General features: G+C 68.6%; 16 protein-coding genes. 11 read left to right on the forward strand and 5 right to left on the reverse strand.

The window, feature by feature from the left end:
- Positions 1 to 34: 34 nt before the first annotated feature.
- The 3 genes from BLR03_RS03495 to BLR03_RS03505 form a co-directional block, all read right to left on the reverse strand.
- On the reverse strand, positions 35 to 1,720 hold the full coding sequence (locus BLR03_RS03495; RefSeq protein ID WP_091249987.1) for a DUF885 domain-containing protein: 1,686 nt from the start codon (positions 1,718 to 1,720) through the stop codon (positions 35 to 37).
- Between the two features lie 91 nt (positions 1,721 to 1,811).
- Complete coding sequence (locus BLR03_RS03500) at positions 1,812 to 2,063, reverse strand: acyl-CoA carboxylase subunit epsilon (RefSeq protein ID WP_175460409.1); 252 nt, start codon at positions 2,061 to 2,063, stop codon at positions 1,812 to 1,814.
- Positions 2,064 to 2,068: 5 nt separating this feature from the next.
- Entirely contained in the window at positions 2,069 to 3,652 is a 1,584-nt protein-coding gene (locus BLR03_RS03505; RefSeq protein WP_091249494.1) for an acyl-CoA carboxylase subunit beta, read from the reverse strand.
- Positions 3,653 to 3,856: 204 nt separating this feature from the next.
- On the opposite strand from BLR03_RS03505, the gene BLR03_RS03510 reads away from it, so the two are divergent.
- From BLR03_RS03510 to BLR03_RS03555, 10 genes are all read left to right on the forward strand, one after another.
- Positions 3,857 to 4,747 carry an SDR family oxidoreductase gene (locus BLR03_RS03510; RefSeq protein WP_091249495.1) on the forward strand — a complete coding sequence of 297 codons (891 nt, stop codon included), beginning with the start codon at positions 3,857 to 3,859 and terminating at the stop codon, positions 4,745 to 4,747.
- 186 nt (positions 4,748 to 4,933) lie between these two features.
- A complete protein-coding gene (locus BLR03_RS03515; RefSeq protein ID WP_091249498.1) occupies positions 4,934 to 5,875 on the forward strand; it encodes a biotin--[acetyl-CoA-carboxylase] ligase in 942 nt (313 codons plus the stop codon).
- Positions 5,868 to 6,467 carry a PH domain-containing protein gene (locus BLR03_RS03520; RefSeq protein ID WP_091249500.1) on the forward strand — a complete coding sequence of 200 codons (600 nt, stop codon included), beginning with the start codon at positions 5,868 to 5,870 and terminating at the stop codon, positions 6,465 to 6,467. The genes BLR03_RS03515 and BLR03_RS03520 overlap by 8 nt, the downstream gene beginning before the upstream one ends.
- Complete coding sequence (locus BLR03_RS03525; RefSeq protein WP_091249502.1) at positions 6,457 to 7,785, forward strand: adenylate/guanylate cyclase domain-containing protein; 1,329 nt, start codon at positions 6,457 to 6,459, stop codon at positions 7,783 to 7,785. The genes BLR03_RS03520 and BLR03_RS03525 overlap by 11 nt, the downstream gene beginning before the upstream one ends.
- A 163-nt stretch (positions 7,786 to 7,948) precedes the next feature.
- Positions 7,949 to 8,737, forward strand: coding sequence for a PP2C family protein-serine/threonine phosphatase (locus tag BLR03_RS03530; protein ID WP_091249505.1), 789 nt, complete (start codon positions 7,949 to 7,951; stop codon positions 8,735 to 8,737).
- A 67-nt stretch (positions 8,738 to 8,804) separates the two neighbouring features.
- Complete coding sequence (gene ligA / locus BLR03_RS03535; RefSeq protein WP_091249508.1) at positions 8,805 to 11,138, forward strand: NAD-dependent DNA ligase LigA; 2,334 nt, start codon at positions 8,805 to 8,807, stop codon at positions 11,136 to 11,138.
- A complete protein-coding gene (locus BLR03_RS03540) occupies positions 11,135 to 11,977 on the forward strand; it encodes an inositol monophosphatase family protein (protein WP_091249510.1) in 843 nt (280 codons plus the stop codon). The genes ligA and BLR03_RS03540 overlap by 4 nt, the downstream gene beginning before the upstream one ends.
- A gap of 99 nt (positions 11,978 to 12,076) precedes the next feature.
- Positions 12,077 to 12,580: a GNAT family N-acetyltransferase gene (locus BLR03_RS03545; protein ID WP_091249513.1), complete on the forward strand. Its 504-nt coding sequence runs from the start codon at positions 12,077 to 12,079 to the stop codon at positions 12,578 to 12,580.
- Positions 12,581 to 12,663: 83 nt separating this feature from the next.
- Positions 12,664 to 13,047, forward strand: a complete 384-nt coding sequence (locus BLR03_RS03550; protein ID WP_091249516.1) for a RidA family protein — start codon at positions 12,664 to 12,666, stop codon at positions 13,045 to 13,047.
- 68 nt (positions 13,048 to 13,115) lie between these two features.
- On the forward strand, positions 13,116 to 14,834 hold the full coding sequence (locus BLR03_RS03555) for a SulP family inorganic anion transporter (protein ID WP_091249518.1): 1,719 nt from the start codon (positions 13,116 to 13,118) through the stop codon (positions 14,832 to 14,834).
- A 78-nt stretch (positions 14,835 to 14,912) separates the two neighbouring features.
- Here the strand turns inward: BLR03_RS03555 and BLR03_RS03560 are convergent, their stop codons facing one another.
- Together BLR03_RS03560 and BLR03_RS03565 are read right to left on the reverse strand one after the other, a co-directional pair.
- Positions 14,913 to 15,584 carry a response regulator gene (locus tag BLR03_RS03560; RefSeq protein ID WP_091249521.1) on the reverse strand — a complete coding sequence of 224 codons (672 nt, stop codon included), beginning with the start codon at positions 15,582 to 15,584 and terminating at the stop codon, positions 14,913 to 14,915.
- Complete coding sequence (locus BLR03_RS03565) at positions 15,577 to 17,286, reverse strand: sensor histidine kinase (RefSeq protein WP_175460402.1); 1,710 nt, start codon at positions 17,284 to 17,286, stop codon at positions 15,577 to 15,579. Before BLR03_RS03565 ends, BLR03_RS03560 begins: the two co-directional genes overlap by 8 nt.
- Positions 17,287 to 17,466: 180 nt before the next feature.
- On the opposite strand from BLR03_RS03565, the gene BLR03_RS03570 reads away from it, so the two are divergent.
- Positions 17,467 to 18,942 (forward strand): CitMHS family transporter, encoded by a 1,476-nt coding sequence (locus tag BLR03_RS03570; RefSeq protein WP_091249995.1) that lies wholly within the window; start codon positions 17,467 to 17,469, stop codon positions 18,940 to 18,942.

Below are 18,942 nucleotides of genomic sequence, written 5' to 3' on the forward strand. Positions count from 1 at the left end.
TCCGTTCTGGCGGGGCCCCGGGACGGGAACCGCCCTACCCCAGCAGCGCGCGCTTGAGGGTGTCGAGGCCCACCGAGCCGATGTTCAGGGCCTTGGTGTGGAACGCCTTGAGGTCGAAGCCGGGGCGGGATTCAAGCTCGGCCCGGATCTGCTCCCACAGCCGCTGGCCCACCTTGTAGGAGGGGGCCTGTCCCGGCCAGCCGAGGTAGCGGGTGAACTCGAACTTCAGCTGCCCCTCGCTGATCGGCAGGTTGGCGCGGAGGAAGTCAAAGCCCTTCTCCGGGGTCCAGGTGCCCGACCCCCAACGCTCGGGCACCTCCAACTCCAGGTGCACTCCGATGTCGAACACCACGCGGGCGGCCCGCATGCGCTGCATGTCGAGCATGCCCATGTGGTCGCCCGGATCCTTCAGGTAGCCCAGTTCCTGCATGAGCTTCTCCGCGTACAGGGCCCAGCCTTCGCCGTGGCCCGAGGTCCAGCACACGCTCCGGCGCCACTTGTTCAGCAGCTCACGGCGGTAGGTGGCGGTGGCGACCTGCAGATGGTGGCCGGGCACGCCCTCGTGGTAGACCGTGGTGGTTTCGGCCCAGGTAGTGAAGGTGTCCTCACCGGCCGGCACGGACCACCACATCCGGCCGGGCCGGCTGAAGTCCTCCGAGGGGCCGGTGTAGTAGATGCCGCCTTCATCGGTGGGGGCGATCTTGCACTCCAGCGTCTTCATGACGTCCGGGATCTCGAAGTGGACGCCGGCGAGCTCCGCCACGGCCTTGTCGGAGAGTTCTTGCATCCAGGCCTGGAGGGCGTCGGTGCCCTTGAGTTGACGGGCAGGATCGTTGTTCAGGATCTCCTTGGCTTCCTCGACCGTGGCGCCGGGCCGGATTTCCCCGGCCACCCGTTCCTGTTCGGCGATCAGGCGGTCCAGTTCCTGCACCCCCCACGCGTGGGTTTCCTCCAGATCCACGGTGGCACCGAGGAAGGACCGTGAGGCCAGCGCATAGCGGCTGCGCCCGACGGCGTCCTTGGCCGGGGCGACGGGGAGGAGTTCGGACTCGAGGAACCCCGCAAGCCGCGCGTAGGCCACCCGGGCGGCTGCCGTGCCGGCGTCGAGCTTGGACTGCAGTTCCGGCGGGAGCGGGCCGTCCGCAGTCGTGGCGCCGGCCGTGAGGTTCGCGAAGAAGCCGTCCTCGGCTGCGTGTTTGGTGGCCTGCTCTATCACGATCGATACCTGGCGGGCTGCGGCCACCTTGCCGTCCTGCATCGCCGAACGCAACGATTCGATGTAGCCGTCGATCGCGGCGGGGACGTTGTGGGCCCGGCCTGCGATGTGGTCCCATTGATCGGCTGTATCCGTCGGCATGAGGTCGAAGATCGCGCGGATGTCCTGCGACGGCGAGGCGATGTTGTTCAGGTCGGCCGCGTCCCAGCCCGATTCGTGGATTTCCAGCTGCAGGCCCAGCCGCTCCCGCATGGCGTGGAGGGTGACGGCATCGACGTCGTCCGCCGGCTCCAGACCGTCCAGGGCCGCGAGTGCCTCGCGCGCCGCGGCCGCGAATTCCTCGTGTCCGGCGGGTGAGAAGTCCGGGTATTCGGTTTCGTGCCCGGGCAGGCCGAGCTCGGTAGCGAAGCTCGGGTTAAGCCGGATGAGGGTGTCCGTGTAGGCGTCGGCGACGGCGTCAATGGCGGTCTGCTGGCGCGCGGTGGCCGAGTTGTCTGAGGCTATGGTTTCGGTAGTCACCCGACGAGACTAGCCCGGCCGTCGTGGTTATGAAAGACTCGCTGAACTTTTTTCGGTGGCGGCCCAGCCGGGCCGTTTAGCCGAGGCTGCGGCGCCAGGCGTCCGGACCCGGCTTGGGTGCGAGCCGCAGCTGCTGCCGGCGGACCCAGTGCCGGACGCCGGGAGCTTCCGGTGCCGCCTGCGGGGCCTGCCCCATGGACAGCACGACGGCGGTCAGCGCCGCCAGCTCCTCCGGCGTCGGCTCGCCCTTGACGACGGAAAGCAGTGCCGGCGACGCATCGCTGCCCGGCTGTTCAGCCGGTTCCAGCGGTTCAGCGGGTTCGTGCACGGGGGTCACAGCGGGATGTTCCCGTGCTTCTTGGCGGGCAGGGCGGCCCGTTTGTCCCGGAGCGCGCGGAGGCCCTTGATGATCTGCACCCGGGTCTCGGACGGGGCAATGACCGAGTCCACGTAGCCCAGCTGGGCCGCCTGATAGGGGTTGAGCAGCTCTTCCTCGTACTGGCGGATCACCTCGGCACGCTTGGCCTCGACGTCGCCGCCGGCCTCGGCCACCGCGGCGAGTTCGCGGCGGTACAGGATGTTGACCGCGCCCTGGGCGCCCATGACGCCGATCTGGGCCGTGGGCCAGGCGAGGTTGAGGTCCGCGCCGAGCTTCTTGGAGCCCATCACGATGTAGGCCCCGCCGTAGGCCTTGCGGGTGATGACGGTCAGCTTGGGCACGGTGGCTTCGGCGTAGGCGTAGAGCAGCTTCGCGCCGCGACGGATGATGCCCTGGAACTCCTGGTCCTTGCCGGGCAGGAAGCCCGGGACGTCGACCAGGGTGATGATGGGGATGTTGAAGGCGTCGCAGTGCCGGACGAAGCGGGCGGCCTTTTCCGACGCGGCGATATCCAGGGTGCCGGCGAACTGCATGGGCTGGTTGGCAACGATGCCGACCGTGTGGCCCTCCACCCGGCCGTAGCCGATGATCACGTTCGGGGCGTAGAGGGACTGCATCTCCAGGAAGTGGGCGTCGTCCACGATCTGCTCGATGACCTTGCGCATGTCGTAGGGCTGGTTGGCCGAGTCCGGGATGAGCAGGTCCAGGGCGAGGTCGTCGTCGTCGATCTCCAGCTCCTGCTGGTGTTCGAGCACCGGGGCTTCGGCGAGGTTGTTGGAAGGCAGGAAGTCCAGCAGTTCGCGGACGAACTCCACAGCGTCGGCCTCGTCGGAGGCCAGGTAGGTCGAGGTGCCGGTGTTGGCGTTGTGCTGGCGCGCGCCGCCCAGGGTCTCCATGTCCACGTCCTCGCCCGTGACGGTCTTGATGACGTCCGGGCCGGTGATGAACATGTGCGAGGTCTTGTCCACCATGACCACGTAGTCAGTCAGGGCGGGGGAGTAGGCCGCACCGCCGGCGGAGGGACCCATGATGAGCGAGATCTGCGGGACGACGCCGGACGCGTGGACGTTGTTGCGGAAGATATCCGCGAACATGGCCAGGGAGGCGACGCCCTCCTGGATGCGGGCACCGCCGCCGTCGAGGATGCCGACCACCGGGCAGCCGTTGCGCAGTGCGAATTCCTGGACCTTGACGATCTTCTCGCCGTTGACCTGGCTCAGCGATCCGCCGTAGACGGAGAAGTCCTGGCTGTAAACGGCCACCGGGCGGCCGTCAACCGTGCCGTAGCCGGAGACGAGGCCGTCACCCAGCGGCTTCTTCTTCTCCATGCCGAACGCGGTGGAGCGGTGCACGGCCAACGCGTCGAACTCGACGAACGAGCCGGCATCCAGCAGGAGGTCGATGCGCTCGCGGGCGGTTTTCTTGCCGCGTGCGTGCTGCTTGACCACCGCCTCCGGGCCGGAGGGCTGCTCGGCACGGGCCTGGCGGTCGCGGAAATCTGCAAGCTTTCCCGCAGTCGTGGTCAGATCGTGGCTCATCAAGTGTCTCCGGCTCTGTCGCTAGGTTGTTCGGTGCCCGGCTCGCGGCGTCCTTTGGTCGGATTCCACAAAAGCAGGGCTCTGCTGGCAAGTCTAGTGACGGTATTGGCCGGTGCCGCTGTAGGGAACCTACAATTTTCGCGCCGCAACGCTCCCGCATCTCCTTGTTACCCGCCAGTAACAATGGTCGGCTAGAGTGGGCTCATGACTTCAAGCAATGATGCTTCGGGCGCCGCTGCAGGGCCGTATCAGGCCGCCGGTTCCCTTCAGGACCGCACCATCCTCATCTCCGGGGGCAGCCGCGGCATCGGGCTGGCCATCGCGCTCCGCGCGGCCCGGGACGGCGCCAACATCGTCCTGATGGCCAAGACCGGCCAGCCCCACGCCAAGCTGGAGGGCACGGTCTACACTGCCGCCGAACAGATTGAAGCTGCCGGCGGCCGGGCGTTGCCGCTGGTGGGCGATGTCCGCAACGACGCCGACGTTGCCGGCGCCGTCGGCGCGGCCGTGGACCGCTTCGGCGGGATCGATGTCGTCGTCAACAACGCCTCGGCGATCGACCTCTCCACCACCGACGCCGTGGACATGAAGCGCTACGACCTCATGCAGGACATCAACGTCCGGGGCACCTTCCTGCTCTCCAAGCTTGCCCTCCCCGCCCTGCGGGCCTCCGACGCCGGGAACATCCTGACGCTCTCCCCGCCCTTGAACCTGGACCCCAAGTGGGCCGGCATGCACCTGGCCTACACCATGGCCAAATACGGCATGAGCCTGACCACCCTGGGCCTGGCCGAGGAGCTCAAGGTCGACGGCATCCGCGTGAACTCCCTCTGGCCGTGCACCTTGATCGACACCGCGGCCATCCGCAACATGCCCGGCGGCGACATGATCGTCAAGGGCGCCCGCGGCCCCGAAATCATGGCCGATGCCGCACACGCCGTGCTGACCGGCAGCAACGCGGTCCCCGCGAACGGCAGCCGCAGCGGCAACTTCTACACCGACGAGCAGGTCCTCGCGGCGGCCGGCGTGACCGACTTCAGTCCCTACAGCCTCGGCGCGCCGGAGGACAGGCTGGCCCCGGACATCTTCCTCTGAGCTTGCTGAGTGTTTTCGGCGGCATGCCCCGCGGAATTTCCCCTCGTTCGCGGACCCGACGCCGGGAATCTCCGGCGTGTCGCGCCGACACGCCGGCTGCGCCGGCCAAAGGTGGGGAGTACCCGCGGAGGTACGTGAATCAACGCCGCCGGAGCCGGGGCGCGCTTTCCTCGGTAGGATTCAAGGATGGAAGCCGTGCAGGAAACCCCGGACCGTCCGCCGCTGGACCTCAACGCCCTGAGCGATGAGGCTTTCCTGTCCGCCAACGGGATTCCGCGCCTGACAGTGGTGGAGTCCACCGGCTCCACCAACGCCGATCTCCTCCGCGGCGTGACCGAGGATCCCGGCGCCTGGCCGGACCTGTCGGTGCTCACCGCCGAATACCAGACCGCTGCGCGCGGCCGGCTCGACCGGCACTGGGAGGCCCCGGCCCGCAGCTCCGTCTCCGTCTCGCTCGTGCTGCGTCCGGTCAACTCGACCGGCCGGCCGCTGCCGACCCACAGCTACTCGTGGCTCTCCCTGCTCGCCGCCCTTGCCCTGCGGGAAGCCCTGACGGAAACCGCGGGCATTCCCGCGGAACTCAAGTGGCCCAACGACGTCCTGGTGCGCGGTAAGAAGATCGCCGGAATCCTGGCCCAGCTTGGCCCGCTCGGCGGCGTCGGCACGCCGCCGGTCATCCTCGGCACCGGCCTGAACGTCACCCTCACGGAGCCGGAACTCCCGGTGCCCACCGCCACGTCCGTGCTGCTGGAGAACCCGGACACAGTGGACCGGACGGAACTCCTGAAGAGCTACCTGTCCCGCTTCGCCACCTTGTACCGCAGCTTCTGCAACGCCGACGGCGACCCCGCCGCCGGGATGGCCGGCGGCCCTTCGCTGCACAAGAGGGTGGAACACCTGCTGACGACCCTCGGCAAGCAGGTCCGCGCCCAGCTGCCCGGCGACCACGAGATCATCGGCCACGCCACGCGCCTGGACGAATACGGTTCACTCCTGGTGGTTGACGCGACGGGCCATGAACATGTGGTGACCGCCGGGGACGTCGTGCACTTGAGGCCGTGGACCCCGGCCGCAGCAGACGGACAGGGCGGAGAAGGCCGCGGCGGAGCAGAAAGCGGTTATGCGTAAAGTGCTCCTGCCGGGTGAGCAAGTGATTGTTGTAACCCGGCCCCAGCCCAGGATGCTGATTGTCCCGGCGCTGTTGTTCGTTGTGGTTCCGGCACTGGCCGCCTACGCCTGCGCCTGGGTCGTCAAGGGCGGCCCGGCGAAGCTTGTGCCCCTCATCCCCAAGGAATGGACACCCTGGCTGATCGCCGTGTGCCTGGGGCTGGCGGCGTGGGTGCTGCTCGGTTATTGCCTCCCGAGGGTCATCACATGGCAGGCCACGCGCTACATCCTGACCAGCCGGCGCTTAGTTACCCGCTACGGCATGTTACGGCGGCGCGATCAGCAGATCCCGCTCGCCGCCGTCCGCCATGTGGCCATTGAGCAATCGTTGTTGCAGCGCCTATTGCGCTCCGGGAATATATCCTTGGAGACCGGGTACCCCTTGGGAACCATGGTTCCCGACGTTCCAGAGGTCGCGACATTCCGAAGCTTCATTCTTGACGCCATCGGCGATCTCCCCAGGGGCGACGCCTTCGGGGCCGAGGGCACGACGAACAACCCGGGCGAGGACTTGCCGTGGGAGATGAGAGAAGGTGGAAGAGATGAACGCTGAGAACGTCCACCAGGACACCGACCTCGCCGCCCCGGATTTGCCCCGGGAGCCCGAAGACGTCATCTCGGAGCCGGCGGCCGTCACCCCGGCGCCAACGACTGAGGCCACCCGCGACGCCGGCTCCGGACTTGGTGCCGCCGGCATCGACGACGCTCCCGCCGTCGTAGAGCCTGCCGACGCCGACGCCAGCGCCGATGCCAGCGCGCACGTTGACCCGGCCGCCGAACCGGCCGCGTCCGATGCCGCTGAACCCGTCGCTCCGCCCACCGGAACCATGTCCGCCGAACGGCTCGCCGCCAAGGCCCTGGAAGCCCGTCTGCTGGGCGGCGAACGCAAGCTCAAACGCCGTGAAGTCGCCGCCGGTGCCGGGCTCTCCCTGCTGTCCGCCCGGAAACTCTGGCGCGCGCTCGGCTTTCCCAACCTCGGTGATGAAGACGTCGCGTTCACCGAACGCGACCAGTCCGCCCTGTCCACGATCGTGGATCTGGTGCGTGCCGGCAAGCTCACGGAGGAAGCCGCCATTTCCATCACGCGGGCCATCGGCCAGATGACGGACCGGATGGTGGTGTGGCAGATCGAGGCCCTCGTCGAGGACATGGTCCAGAAGCAGGGAGTGCCGGATGCCGTCGCCCGCAAGCGCCTTGTCAGCGAGCTTCCGAACCTCATTGACGCCCTTGAGGAGATGCTCGTGTACTCCTGGCGCCGCCAGCTCAACGCCGGCGTCCAGCGCCTGGCGGTCCGGGCCGAGGCCGGGCTGCAGTCCAGCGAAGAGGGCCGCGAAGGAGACGAGGACGACGCGCCGCTGCCCCTGGCGCGGGCCGTAGGTTTCGCGGACCTCGTGTCCTACACCAGCCTGTCCCGGCGGATGAATGAGAAGACGCTCGCCCAGCTGGTGCAGCGCTTCGAGAACAAGTGCGCCGAGATCATCTCCGTCGGCGGCGGCCGGCTGGTCAAGACGGTGGGTGACGAAGTCCTCTACATCGCCGAAACACCGGCGGCTGGCGCCGAGATTTCGCTGGCCCTGTCCCGTGCCTTCACGGAGGACGAGATCCTGCCGCAGGCCCGCGTGGCGATGGTCTGGGGCCGCATCCTGTCCCGCCTGGGCGACATCTACGGACCCACCGTCAATCTCGCCGCACGCCTGACCGCCCTCGCCGATCCCGGCACCGTGCTGGTGGATTCCATGACCGCGGCCGCCCTGGACGACGACGAACGCTTCGTCCTGGTGCCCCGCCCGGCCGAGGACGTCCGCGGCTTCGGCGAAATCCACCCGGTACAGCTGCAGCCCGGCAGCGGCCGCGGCCTCGTCCTGGACTGACCGCAGGACTACGCGCAGCGTCGATCACCCGCCACGCGCAGGACTAAGGGCACGGGCTTCTCAGTTGTGCGGCGCATATGCAATAGTCGGACCGGCAGCTGCCATCCGGCCGGGTGTGTGACCGCCGCCAACTTTCGCGAGCACCACTTCAGCTAGGACGGCCATGAACCCAACCTCAGATGCCCCGCTTCCCGCTTCGGTCGGGGCGCGGGGACCGCGCCTGCGCTGGGGGTGCGGCACGGACCGGGGCCTGCGCCGTGAGATGAACGAAGACTCCTTCATTGCCGCCGAGCCCGTCTTCGCGGTGGCCGACGGCATGGGCGGCCACGAGGCAGGCGAAGTCGCCAGCAGCATCTGCGTGCGCACCCTGGCGGAGCTTCCGCAGGTGAAGACCGGCAGCCGGGACGCAACGGCAGGCCTCGTCCAGGACTATCTGCTCATAGCCGACGAGGGCATCCGCCAGGCCACGGACTCCCGCGCCGGAACCACGCTCTCCGGCGTCATAGTGGTGGAGCAGCCGGACGGCCCGTACTGGCTGGTCCTGAACATCGGTGATTCCCGCACCTACCGGTACAGCCACGGCGGCCTCACCCAAGTCAGCGTGGACCACTCTGAAGTGCAGGAACTGGTGGCCGCCGGCCAGATCACAGAAGCCGAGGCCGCTGTCCATCCCCGCCGGCATGTGGTGACCCGCGCGCTGGGCACCGGAGACGAATCCGAGGCCGACTACTGGCTGATTCCGCTCGAGGACGGTGACCGAATGCTGGTGTGCTCGGACGGGCTCAACGGGGAACTGAGCGACGATCGGATTGCCGGCATCCTTGGATCCGAGCCGGATCCCCAGACGGCGGTCGAGGAACTGATCCAGGCCGCCCTGCGGAGCGGCGGACGGGACAACGTCACCGCGATTGTGGTCGATGCCCGGACCGCCGACGGGGATGCGCCCGTCTGACCGGCGGGCTGCCGCCCGGACAGACTGCTGATCGGACAATGGCAATGATCTAGGGCAGGATAGGTCTGTGAGCACAGGAAAGACCGCAGCAGAGACTGAAAAAGCAGCCGACGAAGCCCAGGGGCACGTCACGGATCCTGAACGTCCCGAGGGGGAGCAGGTCCCGTCCGGGGATGTCCGCGCGGAGTACGAAGACCTCGTGGAGGAAGTCCGCAAACATCGTTTTGCGTACTACCAGGAGGACGCGCCGATCATCTCCGACGCCGAGTTTGACGAACTCTACCGGCGGCTGGAAACCCTCGAGGCCATGCATCCGGAGCTTGTGGCCAACGATTCGCCCACGCAGGAAGTGGGCGGCGAGGTGTCCGCCGCGTTTGCCGCCGTCGAACACCTGCAGCGCATGTACAGCCTGGAAGACGTCTTTTCCCTCGAGGAGCTTGAGGCGTGGATTGCCAAGGCCGAGGCGTCCATCGTCAGGATCGGCAACGGCGGCAACCCGCCGGTGTGGCTCACCGAACTGAAGATCGATGGCCTGGCCGTCAACCTGCTCTACCGCGACGGCATGCTGGTCCGGGCCGCCACCCGCGGCGACGGCACCACCGGCGAGGACATCACGCACAACGTCCTGACCATCAAGGAAATCCCGCAGCAGCTCAGCGGCACGGGCTTCCCGGCGGAAATGGAAGTCCGCGGTGAAGTCTTCATTCCGTCCAAGGCCTTCGCGGAGTTCAACGAGGCCCTGATCGAGGCCGGCAAGGCGCCGCTGGCCAACCCGCGCAACGCCGCCGCCGGTTCGCTGCGGCAGAAGGACCCGGCGGAAACCGCCAAGCGGCCGCTGCGGATGTACGTCCACGGCATCGGCGCCCGCGAGGGACTCCAGACTGTCAGCCAGTCAGACACCTACCGCCAGTTGGCCGAATGGGGCCTGCCCACCAGCCCGTACTTCGAGGTCCTCGCCGGGCTGCAGGACGTGCTGGACTTCATCAAGCGCTACGGCGACAAACGCCATAGCCTGACGCACGAGATCGACGGCATTGTGGTCAAGGTCGACGACTTCGCCACGCAGCGCGCCCTGGGCTACACCTCCCGCGTGCCGCGCTGGGCCGTCGCGTACAAGTACCCGCCCGAGGAAGTGCACACCAAGCTGCTGGACATCGCCGTCAACGTCGGCCGCACCGGCCGGGTCACCCCCTACGGGATCATGGAACCGGTCAAGGTCGCCGGCTCCACCGTGGAAATGGCCACCCTGCACAACCAGGAAGTGGTCAAGGCCAAAGGCGTTAAGATCGGCGACATCGTGGTGCTGCGCAAAGCCGGAGATGTCATTCCGGAAATTGTGGGCCCGGTCCTGGCGCTCCGGGACCAGCAGGACCCGCCCGTCCGCGACTTCATCATGCCCACCGAATGCCCGGCCTGCGGCACGCCGCTGGCCCCCGGGAAGGAAGGGGACGTGGACATCCGCTGCCCCAACTCCCGATCCTGCCCGGCGCAGCTGCGTGAACGCGTCTTCCACCTCGCCGGCCGCGGCGCCTTCGACATTGAGGCCCTCGGCTGGGAAGCCGCGATCGCCCTGACCCAGCCAGCCGAGCCCGAAACGCCGCCGCTGACCACCGAGGCGACCCTGTTCGAGCTCACCCCGGAGCAGCTCGCGGACGTCCGCGTCCGCCGGGAGAAGCGCTCCAAAGGCGTGGCAACGGGCGAATTCGAACTCGTGCCCTACTTCTACACCAAGGCCACCACCAAGACCCCGTCCAAGCCCACGGCCACCACGGACAAGCTCTTCCGCGAACTTGAGAAGGCGAAGTCCCAGCCGCTGTGGCGCGTCCTGGTGGCGCTGTCCATCCGGCACGTCGGCCCGCGCGCCTCCCGCGCCTTGGCCACCGCGTTCGGCAGCATGGACGCCATCCGGCAGGCCACCGAGGAAGAGCTCGCCAGCGTGGACGGCGTGGGACCGGTGATTGCCCAGGCATTGACCGAATGGTTCGCCGAGGACTGGCACCGCGACATCGTGGACCGCTGGGCCACCGCCGGCGTCCGGATGGCCGACGAGCGCGACGAGTCCACACCCCGGACCCTGGAGGGGCTGACCGTCGTGGTTACCGGAAGCCTCGAGGGATTCAGCCGGGACGAGGCCAAGGAGGCCATCCTGATCCGTGGCGGGAAGGCGGCCGGCTCGGTCTCCAAGAACACCAGCTACGTGGTGGCCGGCGACAACGCAGGCACCAAACTGGACAAGGCGGAACAGCTCGGTGTCCCGGTCCTGGACGAGGACGGCTTCCGGGCCCTGCTGGCCAACGGCCCGGCCGGTGCGGCCGACAGCGACACGGACCTTGACTCGGGCCGCGACATGGACGACGACGACGGCGCCGCCCCTGGCGTCGACGCGGCGGCGGCTCAATGAGCTCCCACCCCTCCGTCCCGACCGAGGCCGAGCCCGGCACCGTGGCGCTGCTGGAACTGGCCAAATCGGCCGCAGCCGCGGGTGCCGCGGTCCTGGCCACCCGAAAGGCCGCCGCCCTCGACGTCAGCAACAAGGGCGACTCGGGAGACTGGGTGACGGCCTTCGACCTCGCCGCCGAAGCCGCCGTCCGGGACGTCATCACCGCCGCCCGGCCGCACGACATCATCACGGGGGAGGAAGGCGGGACTGTTCTGCCGGCGGAGCCCAGCGGCTACCGCTGGTCCATCGATCCCCTCGACGGCACCACCAATTTCATCCGCAACATCGTCTACTACGCCACCTCCGTCGCGGTGGCCGACCCCGACGGCGTCTGGCTGGCCGGCGTCGTCAGCGCCCCGGCGCTGGGCCGCACCTACTTCGCCTCCCGGGGCGAAGGGGCCTGGCTCGAGGAGCAGGGCCGGCGGACCGCCCTGCTCGGCCCCGTCCCCGGGCGCACCGGACAGATCCTTGCGACGGGCTTCAGCTACGATGCCGGGGTCCGGGCGGAACAGGCCGGCGGCCTGGGCGGCCTGATGGACGGCTTCGCGGACATGCGACGCCTGGGCTCGGCGGCGCTGGACCTCTGCCTCGTGGCGGACGGCACCCACGACGCCTACGGCGAACGCGGGCTCAACGAGCACGACTTCGCCGCCGGTGCGCTGATCGCGGAGGAGGCCGGCTGCTGGGTGCGGCGGCCTCGGCTCACCAGCCCGCTGGCCGGCGGTCCGTCCGACGACGAGCGTCTGGCGGCCTGGACGTGTGCCGGTTCGCTGGAACTCTCCGGTAAGTTTCCGCTCTGACGGGTGCTCATCACGCCCGGTCCCGGCAATAGTGATAGTTCAGTCACGGAAACGGCCCGTGCGCACGTTGCCGGCGTCGGCCGCCCGTACCATTGACAGGTGCCTTCGCAGATCCTCATTCGCCCCGCCGTTCCGGCCGACTTCGACGCCATAGCGCGCATCACCCGGGACGCCTACCTGGCGGCGGGCTACTTTGAGAGCGCCGACCACCCCTATATGCGGCAGATCCAAGACGTCGCCACGCGGGCGGCGGACGCGACGATCTGGGTGGCCGAGCGGGACGGCCGCATCCTCGGATCCGTGACGCTGGCGGTCGCGGGGGAGCCCTATGCGGACATCGCCCGGAGCGACGAGCTCGAGTTCCGCATGCTCGTGGTGGACCCTGCTGTCCAGCGCAGCGGCGCCGGCAAGGCCATGGTCCACGCCATCATCGAACACGCCAGGTCCCTGCCGGGAATCCACGCCGTGGCCCTCACCACCGGCATCAGTTGGGAAAGCGCCCACGGCCTCTACCGCAAAACCGGCTTCGTCCGGGCACCGGACCGTGACTGGCTGGTGCCGGGCACGGACATCAAACTGCTCGTCTACCGCCAGGCCCTCTGACACAAAGGCGCGCGTTTTATCGGCCTGCCGGCCATCCGCCCTAGAGTTGTGCCGATCCCTGCGGCAACTGCGAAAGGCACCCCATGCGCAAAACCTTCGGCACCGGCTCCACCTGGGAACAGACGCTCGGCTATTCCCGGGCCGTCCAGGTGGACAACACCCTCTACATCTCCGCCACCGCCGCCAGCGGCGAGGACGGCATCGTGGGCGAGGACTTCTACACCCAGACCAGCTACATCCTGCAGAAGCTCGGGGCAGTGCTGGCCGAGGCCGGCTTCGCCTTTGAGGACGTGGTGCAGTCCAAGCTGTACCTGACGGACATCAGCAAGTGGGAAGAGGCCGGCCGCGCCCACGGCGAGGTCTTCGGCGACATCCGCCCGACGCTCTCCCTGGTCCACGTGCTGCCGTTCCTGGACCCGAAGATGCTCGTCGAGATCGAACTCGTCGCCCAGAAGAGCGCCAGCTAGAAGCCTTGCCGGTGCCCGGGCCGGGCGGAGCTCTGGCGGAACGGCCGGACTTGGGGTAAGACTGGCGCATGACCAGGGCACACGGACAGGGCCCCAGCCGGGTCCCCATTTTCGGCCAGCTTCGTTCCTATGACCGGGCGTGGCTGCGTGGCGATCTGATCGCCGGCGTCACCGTCGCAGCCCTGATTGTCCCGAAGAACCTGGGGTACGCCGGCATCGCGGGGATTCCGCTGCAGAACGGCCTGTACGCGGCTGCGGCGGGTGCGCTCATGTACGGGATCTTCGGCAGCTGCCGGCAAATTTCGATGGGTCCCAGCTCGGGACTGGCGGCGGTGGCCGCGAGCGCCGTGCTCGCCGCAGGCATTACCAACGGCGTCGATATCGCCTCGTTCGTCGCCGGTATCACCCTTGCCTCGGGGGTCCTGTTCCTGCTCCTTGCCGTCCTCAAGATGGGCTGGATCGCGCAGTTCCTCTCCCGGGCCGTGGTTACCGGCTTCCTATTCGGTGCGGCGATCGACGTCGTGATCGGGGAGCTCCCCAAGCTCACCGGGACCGAGGTCACCGGTTCCAATCCGATCCAGGAACTGTGGTCATGGCTGGGGACGCTCGGCGAGGCGCACCAGGCGACGGTGATCGTCGGCGTGATTGCGCTGGCCGTCGTCTTTGGGCTCAAGGCAATCGCTCCCAAGGTCCCCGGCGCCCTGGTGCTTGTGGTGGGCGGACTGCTCGCGGCGGCATTGTTTGATCTCGGCGCCAAGGGCGTGGCGCTGGTGGGTGACGTCCCCCGGGGGCTGCCGGCGCTGAAGATCCCGGACGGCCAGCTCATGTGGGACCACGCGGGCACGGTTGCGGTCGCCGCGGTGGCGTTGGTCCTGATCGGCTTCTCCCAGACCGCGGGTGATGCGCGCGCGTTCGCCGCCAAGCACCGCTACCAGATCGACATCAACCAGGAATCGACGGCGCAGTCACTCTCCAACCTGGCCGCGGGCGTGTTCCAGGGCATGCCGGTCTCGACCAGCCTCTCAGCGAGCTCGCTGAACGACCACTCCGGGGCGAAGACCGGGCTCGCCTCCCTCACCTCGGGTGTCACCGTCCTGCTTACACTGCTGATCCTGGCGCCGCTCTTTTCCAACCTGCCCAAGCCCGTTCTGGCGGCTCTGATCATCGAGGCCGTCGTCATGGGCATGATGAACGTGCCGGAGATGCGGCGGCTTGCCCGGGTACAAAAGGTGGACTTCTGGATCGCGATCGCTGCGATCCTCGGAACCCTGGTGTTCGGCGTACTCGCGGGGGTCATCATCGGCATCGGACTCTCGCTGATCTGGCTGGTCGCGGTCGCCACCCACCCGGCGATGCCGGCTCTTGGCCGGGAACCGGGCACCCAGGTCTTCCGCGAAGCCGACGGGCACCCCGGCGACGAGATCCTCCCCGGCGTGGCCGTGATCCGGTTCGACGGCGGCCTGTTCTTCGCAACCGCCGACGCCCTGGAGGATCGCCTGCGCGACGTCATCCATGCAAAACCGGAACTGACCGGGATCGTGATCGACTGCGGCGGGATCAACTTCGTGGACTCTCAGGGCGCGGCAAAGATGGCGGACGTCGTCATCCTGGCCCGGGACGCCGGCGTCAGTCTGCGCCTCACCCGCCTGAAGCCGGCGGTCCGGGCCATCCTGGAACGCGACGGCGTGATCGAACTCATCGGGGCGGACAAGATCCACGGCAACATCCACAGGGCAGTCGAGGCGGAACAGGCGGCCGCAGAACGGGGCCGGGCGGACACCGGCTAGAACCACCGCGGGGTCGCTCACGGTCCATCGGGGCGGTCGTGATGGGCCGTAAGTGACGCCGCGTTGCTTTGCGGAGGGCTAGTGGCCGGTTCCCGCGGGGAGTCCGTAGCGGTGCTCGGGCCTGCCGGTGGTGCCGTAGCGCAGCTGGATGTCCACGGCGCCGTCGTCCGCGAGCGAGGACAGGTACCGCTGGGCGGTCGCACGTGACACCCCCACCCGGGCAGCGACGTCGGCGGCCGAATACTGCTCACCGGGAACCAGGGATTCGAGCACCGCGGCCTCGGTGGCGGACCGGGGCCGCGCGGAGGGGGCGACGTCGCCCGCGATCAGGGCCCGCTTGGCGCGTTCCACGGTCTCCTGGTTGACGGATCCCGGCTGGGCCAGGATACGGCGGTAACGGGCATACGAGCGCAGCTGCTGGGACAGGGCCTCGGCCGTGAAGGGCTTGAGCAGGTAGCCCAGGGCGCCGCGGCGGAAGGCGAGCCGGAGCGAGGCCGTGTCCGAGGCCGCGCTGAGGATCACGGTGTCCACGTCCAGCTGGTGCAGCAGGTCCAGCCCGGAAGCATCCGGCAGGTAGACGTCCAGCAGCACCAGGTCCGGGCGCAGGCTGTGGATGGCCTGCAGCGCCTGCGACGCCGAACCGGCCGGCGGCAGCGCGAGGAAACCGGCCACGGAATCCACATAGGCGGCGTGCAGCTTGGCGACGTGGAAATCGTCGTCGACAATCAGCACCCTGACATCCTCAGGCATCGGTGTCCTTTCCGGTTGGTTCTGTTGTCCCTGGCAGGGTGGCGACGAACACGGCGCCCGGGCCGCCGGGGGAGCCGGGGTCCAGCACCCGGACGTCGCCGCCGCGCCGGCGCGCGAGCTGCCGGGACAACGCGAGCCCCAGCCCCTGCCCGGCGCCCGCCCGCGCCGGCCGTTCCGACGTCGTATAGCCTTCCGTGAACACAGCCTCGGCCCCTGCGGCCGCAACCCCCGGTCCCAGGCCGTCGCCGGAATCCGCGACGACAATGTGAAGGGTGCCGGCGCCGCCGTTGACGCCGGGTTCGTCCAGCACTTCCACTTCCACCCAGCGCTCGGGCGCGGAACCGGCGACGGCGGCATTCACGGCGTTGTCGATCAGGTTCCCCAGGACGGTGGTGACATCCTGCGGCTCAGCGACGCGGCCGCGGACCACCGATTCCGGGCCGAGCCGAAGACTCACGCCGCGCTCGTCCGCCTCAACACCCTTGGCGCCGAGGAAGGCCTGCAGATACGGGTCCTGGAGCAGCTCGGCCTGGTCCACCGGGAAGGTCAGCGGCCCGGTGGCTGCCAGTCTGGCCAGATAGTCCCGGGCCTGCTGGGGCTTGCCGATGCTCATGAAGCCGGCGATCGTGTGCAGCTGGTTGGCGAACTCGTGGCGCTGCGCCCGCAGGGCCGCGGACATCGTCCCGACGGCGTCGAGCTGCCGGGTCAGCTGCTGGAGTTCGGTCCGGTCCCGCAGCATCACCACCCAGCCCAGGTCCTCGCGACCGTGCAGGGCCTTGCGCGCGCTGGCCACCAGTACCCGGCCGCCGGCCACGAGTTCCACGGCGTCGCCCTCGGCCGCGTCGGCCCGGGTCAGGGCCTTCAGCTGGGCCGGCACCGGCGCGGTACCCCAGGCGGTGCCGGAGAGGTCGGGAACACCGAGCAGCCGCTGGGCGGCGGCGTTGAAGACACTGACCCGGTCATCGGCCGCAACGCCGATCACGCCGTCGTCGACCCCCTGCAGTACCGCCACCTGGTCGTGCACGAGGGTGCTGATTTCCTCAGGCTCCAGCCCGAGCGTGAGCCGCTGAAGCCGGCGCCGGAGCAGGAAGGACGCCAGTACCCCGGCCAGCAGCGCCCCGGCGGCCGTGGCGGCGATGGGAGCGATGTCCCGGGCCAGGCTCTGGCTGATCGTTTCGGTCGAGTAGCCCACGCTCACCTCACCCACCACGGCCGTGGACTCCGGGGCGAACACCGGGACCTTGGCGCCGGCGGAGGGCCCCAGCGTGCCCGTGTTCCGGGTGGTGACCTCCTTGCCGGCGAGGGCTTCGGAGGGGTCGGTGCTCACTTTCTCGCCCAGCCGTTCCGCATCCGGGTGCGCCAGGCGGATGCCGGTCTCGTCCGTAATGACCACGAACAGCGCCCCGGTGCGGGTGCGGGCACCCTCCGCGGCAGCCATGAGCGGCCCGGCCAGCAGTTCGGCCGCCGGGGGAGCAGCGGGAAGGGCGCTGATGGACTGGACCTCTGCCCGCACGGTCGGGTCCGAAGCGACGGTCCGGGCCAGGGTCAGCGCCTGGTTCTCCGCCTCGCGCCCCAGCCGGTTGTAGGTGAGCCAGGCATGGACGGCGCTGCTCAGGAGCACCACCAGCGCCACGACACCGAGCTGCAGGATCAGCGTCTGGGTGGAAAAGCGCAGGGCAGGCAGGGCTGTGCGGCGCTTCATCGGGCTCCTGCCTGGGTGTTCGTACGGACCGGTTCGGACGTGAGCAAAATGCGCAAAATGCATCCAATAAGCAGTATGCCAATCAATTGAGCCAAAGACCCAGCCGTGACGGATCCCACTCTAACGTCTGTAGTGCGCATCACACCGGAGTGGTGTCATTCAATGAAGAAGGAGCCGGCCGTGCTGGTATTACTAGGATTCGCCATGATTGCGGTATTCATGGTGCTGATCATGACGAAGAAGTTGACGCCTGTTTTGGCGCTCATCATCGTTCCCACGATTTTCGGACTTTTCGCCGGCGCGGGCCTCGGCATCGGCCCCATGGTGCTGGACTCCATGAAGTCCATGACATCCACGGCCGCGCTGCTGATGTTCGCCATCATCTACTTCGGCCTGATGATCGACGTCGGCCTCTTTGACCCGCTGGTCCGGTTCATCCTGCGCAAGCTCGGCAACGACCCCGCCAAGGTGGTCCTCGGCACGGCCATCCTGGCCGCCGCGGTGTCGCTCGACGGCGACGGCTCCACCACCTTCATCCTCACCACCGCGGCGATGCTCCCGGTCTACCTGCGGCTCAAGATGAGCCCGGTGGTACTGACCTGCGTGGCCGGCCTGGCCAACGGGACCATGAACATCCTGCCCTGGGGCGGTCCCACGGCCCGCGCCGCCTCCGCCCTGAAGATCAGCGTGTCCGAGGTCTTCGTCCCGATGATCCCCTCCCTCATCGCCGGCCTGGTGGTCGTGTTCGCCTTCGCCTGGCTGCTGGGCCTGCAGGAGCGCAACCGCCTCCGCGCCGTCGCCCCGGAAATCTGGGGCACCGGGGACGCCCGGATGCCCGACGCCGGCACCTCCCGCGGCGGCACCGGCCGCTTCGGCTTCGGCCGAAAGGTGTCCGGCCCCGCCGGCGGAACTACCGCCGTCGGAAGCCCTGCAACCGGAGGTTCCTCCGTCGCCGTCCTGGAGCGCGCCGAGGACCTCGTGGACGAGCGCGACTCGGCCATGGCGGACACCGCCCTGGACCCCAACCGTCCTACCCTGCGCCCCAAGCTCCAGTGGTTCAACCTGGGCCTGACGGTCGCGATCATGGTCCTGCTGGTCGCGGACCTCGTGCCGCTGCCGTTCGTGTTCATGGTCGGCTCGGCCATCGCCCTGCTGGTCAATTTCCCCAAGGTCAAGGACCAGAGCGCCCAGCTGATCGCGCACGCACCGTCGATCGTCGCCGTCGTCAGCATGGTCATGGCCGCCGCGGTCCTGACCGGCGTCCTCAACGGCACCGGCATGGTCAAGGCCATGTCCACCTGGCTGGTCCAGATCATTCCTGCGGACATGGGACCGCTCATGGCCGTCATCACCGGCGTCCTGAGCATCCCGATGACGTTCTTCATGAGCAATGATGCCTTCTACTTCGGCGTCCTGCCGGTCCTCAGCGAAACGGCAGCCCACTACGGCATCAGCGCCGCCGAAATGGCCCGTGCTTCCATCACCGGACAGCCCTTCCACCTGCAGAGCCCCCTGGTCCCGGCCATCCTGCTCCTGGTCTCCCTGGCCAAGGTCGACCTCGGCGAACACCACAAGAAAGTCCTCTGGCGCACGGCCGTCATCTCCCTGGTCATGCTCGGCGTAGGAGTCCTCACCGGAGCCATCGGCATCGGCTGA

The sequence above is a fragment of the Arthrobacter sp. ok909 genome (genome assembly GCF_900104405.1).
Lineage (GTDB): Bacteria > Actinomycetota > Actinomycetes > Actinomycetales > Micrococcaceae > Arthrobacter > Arthrobacter humicola.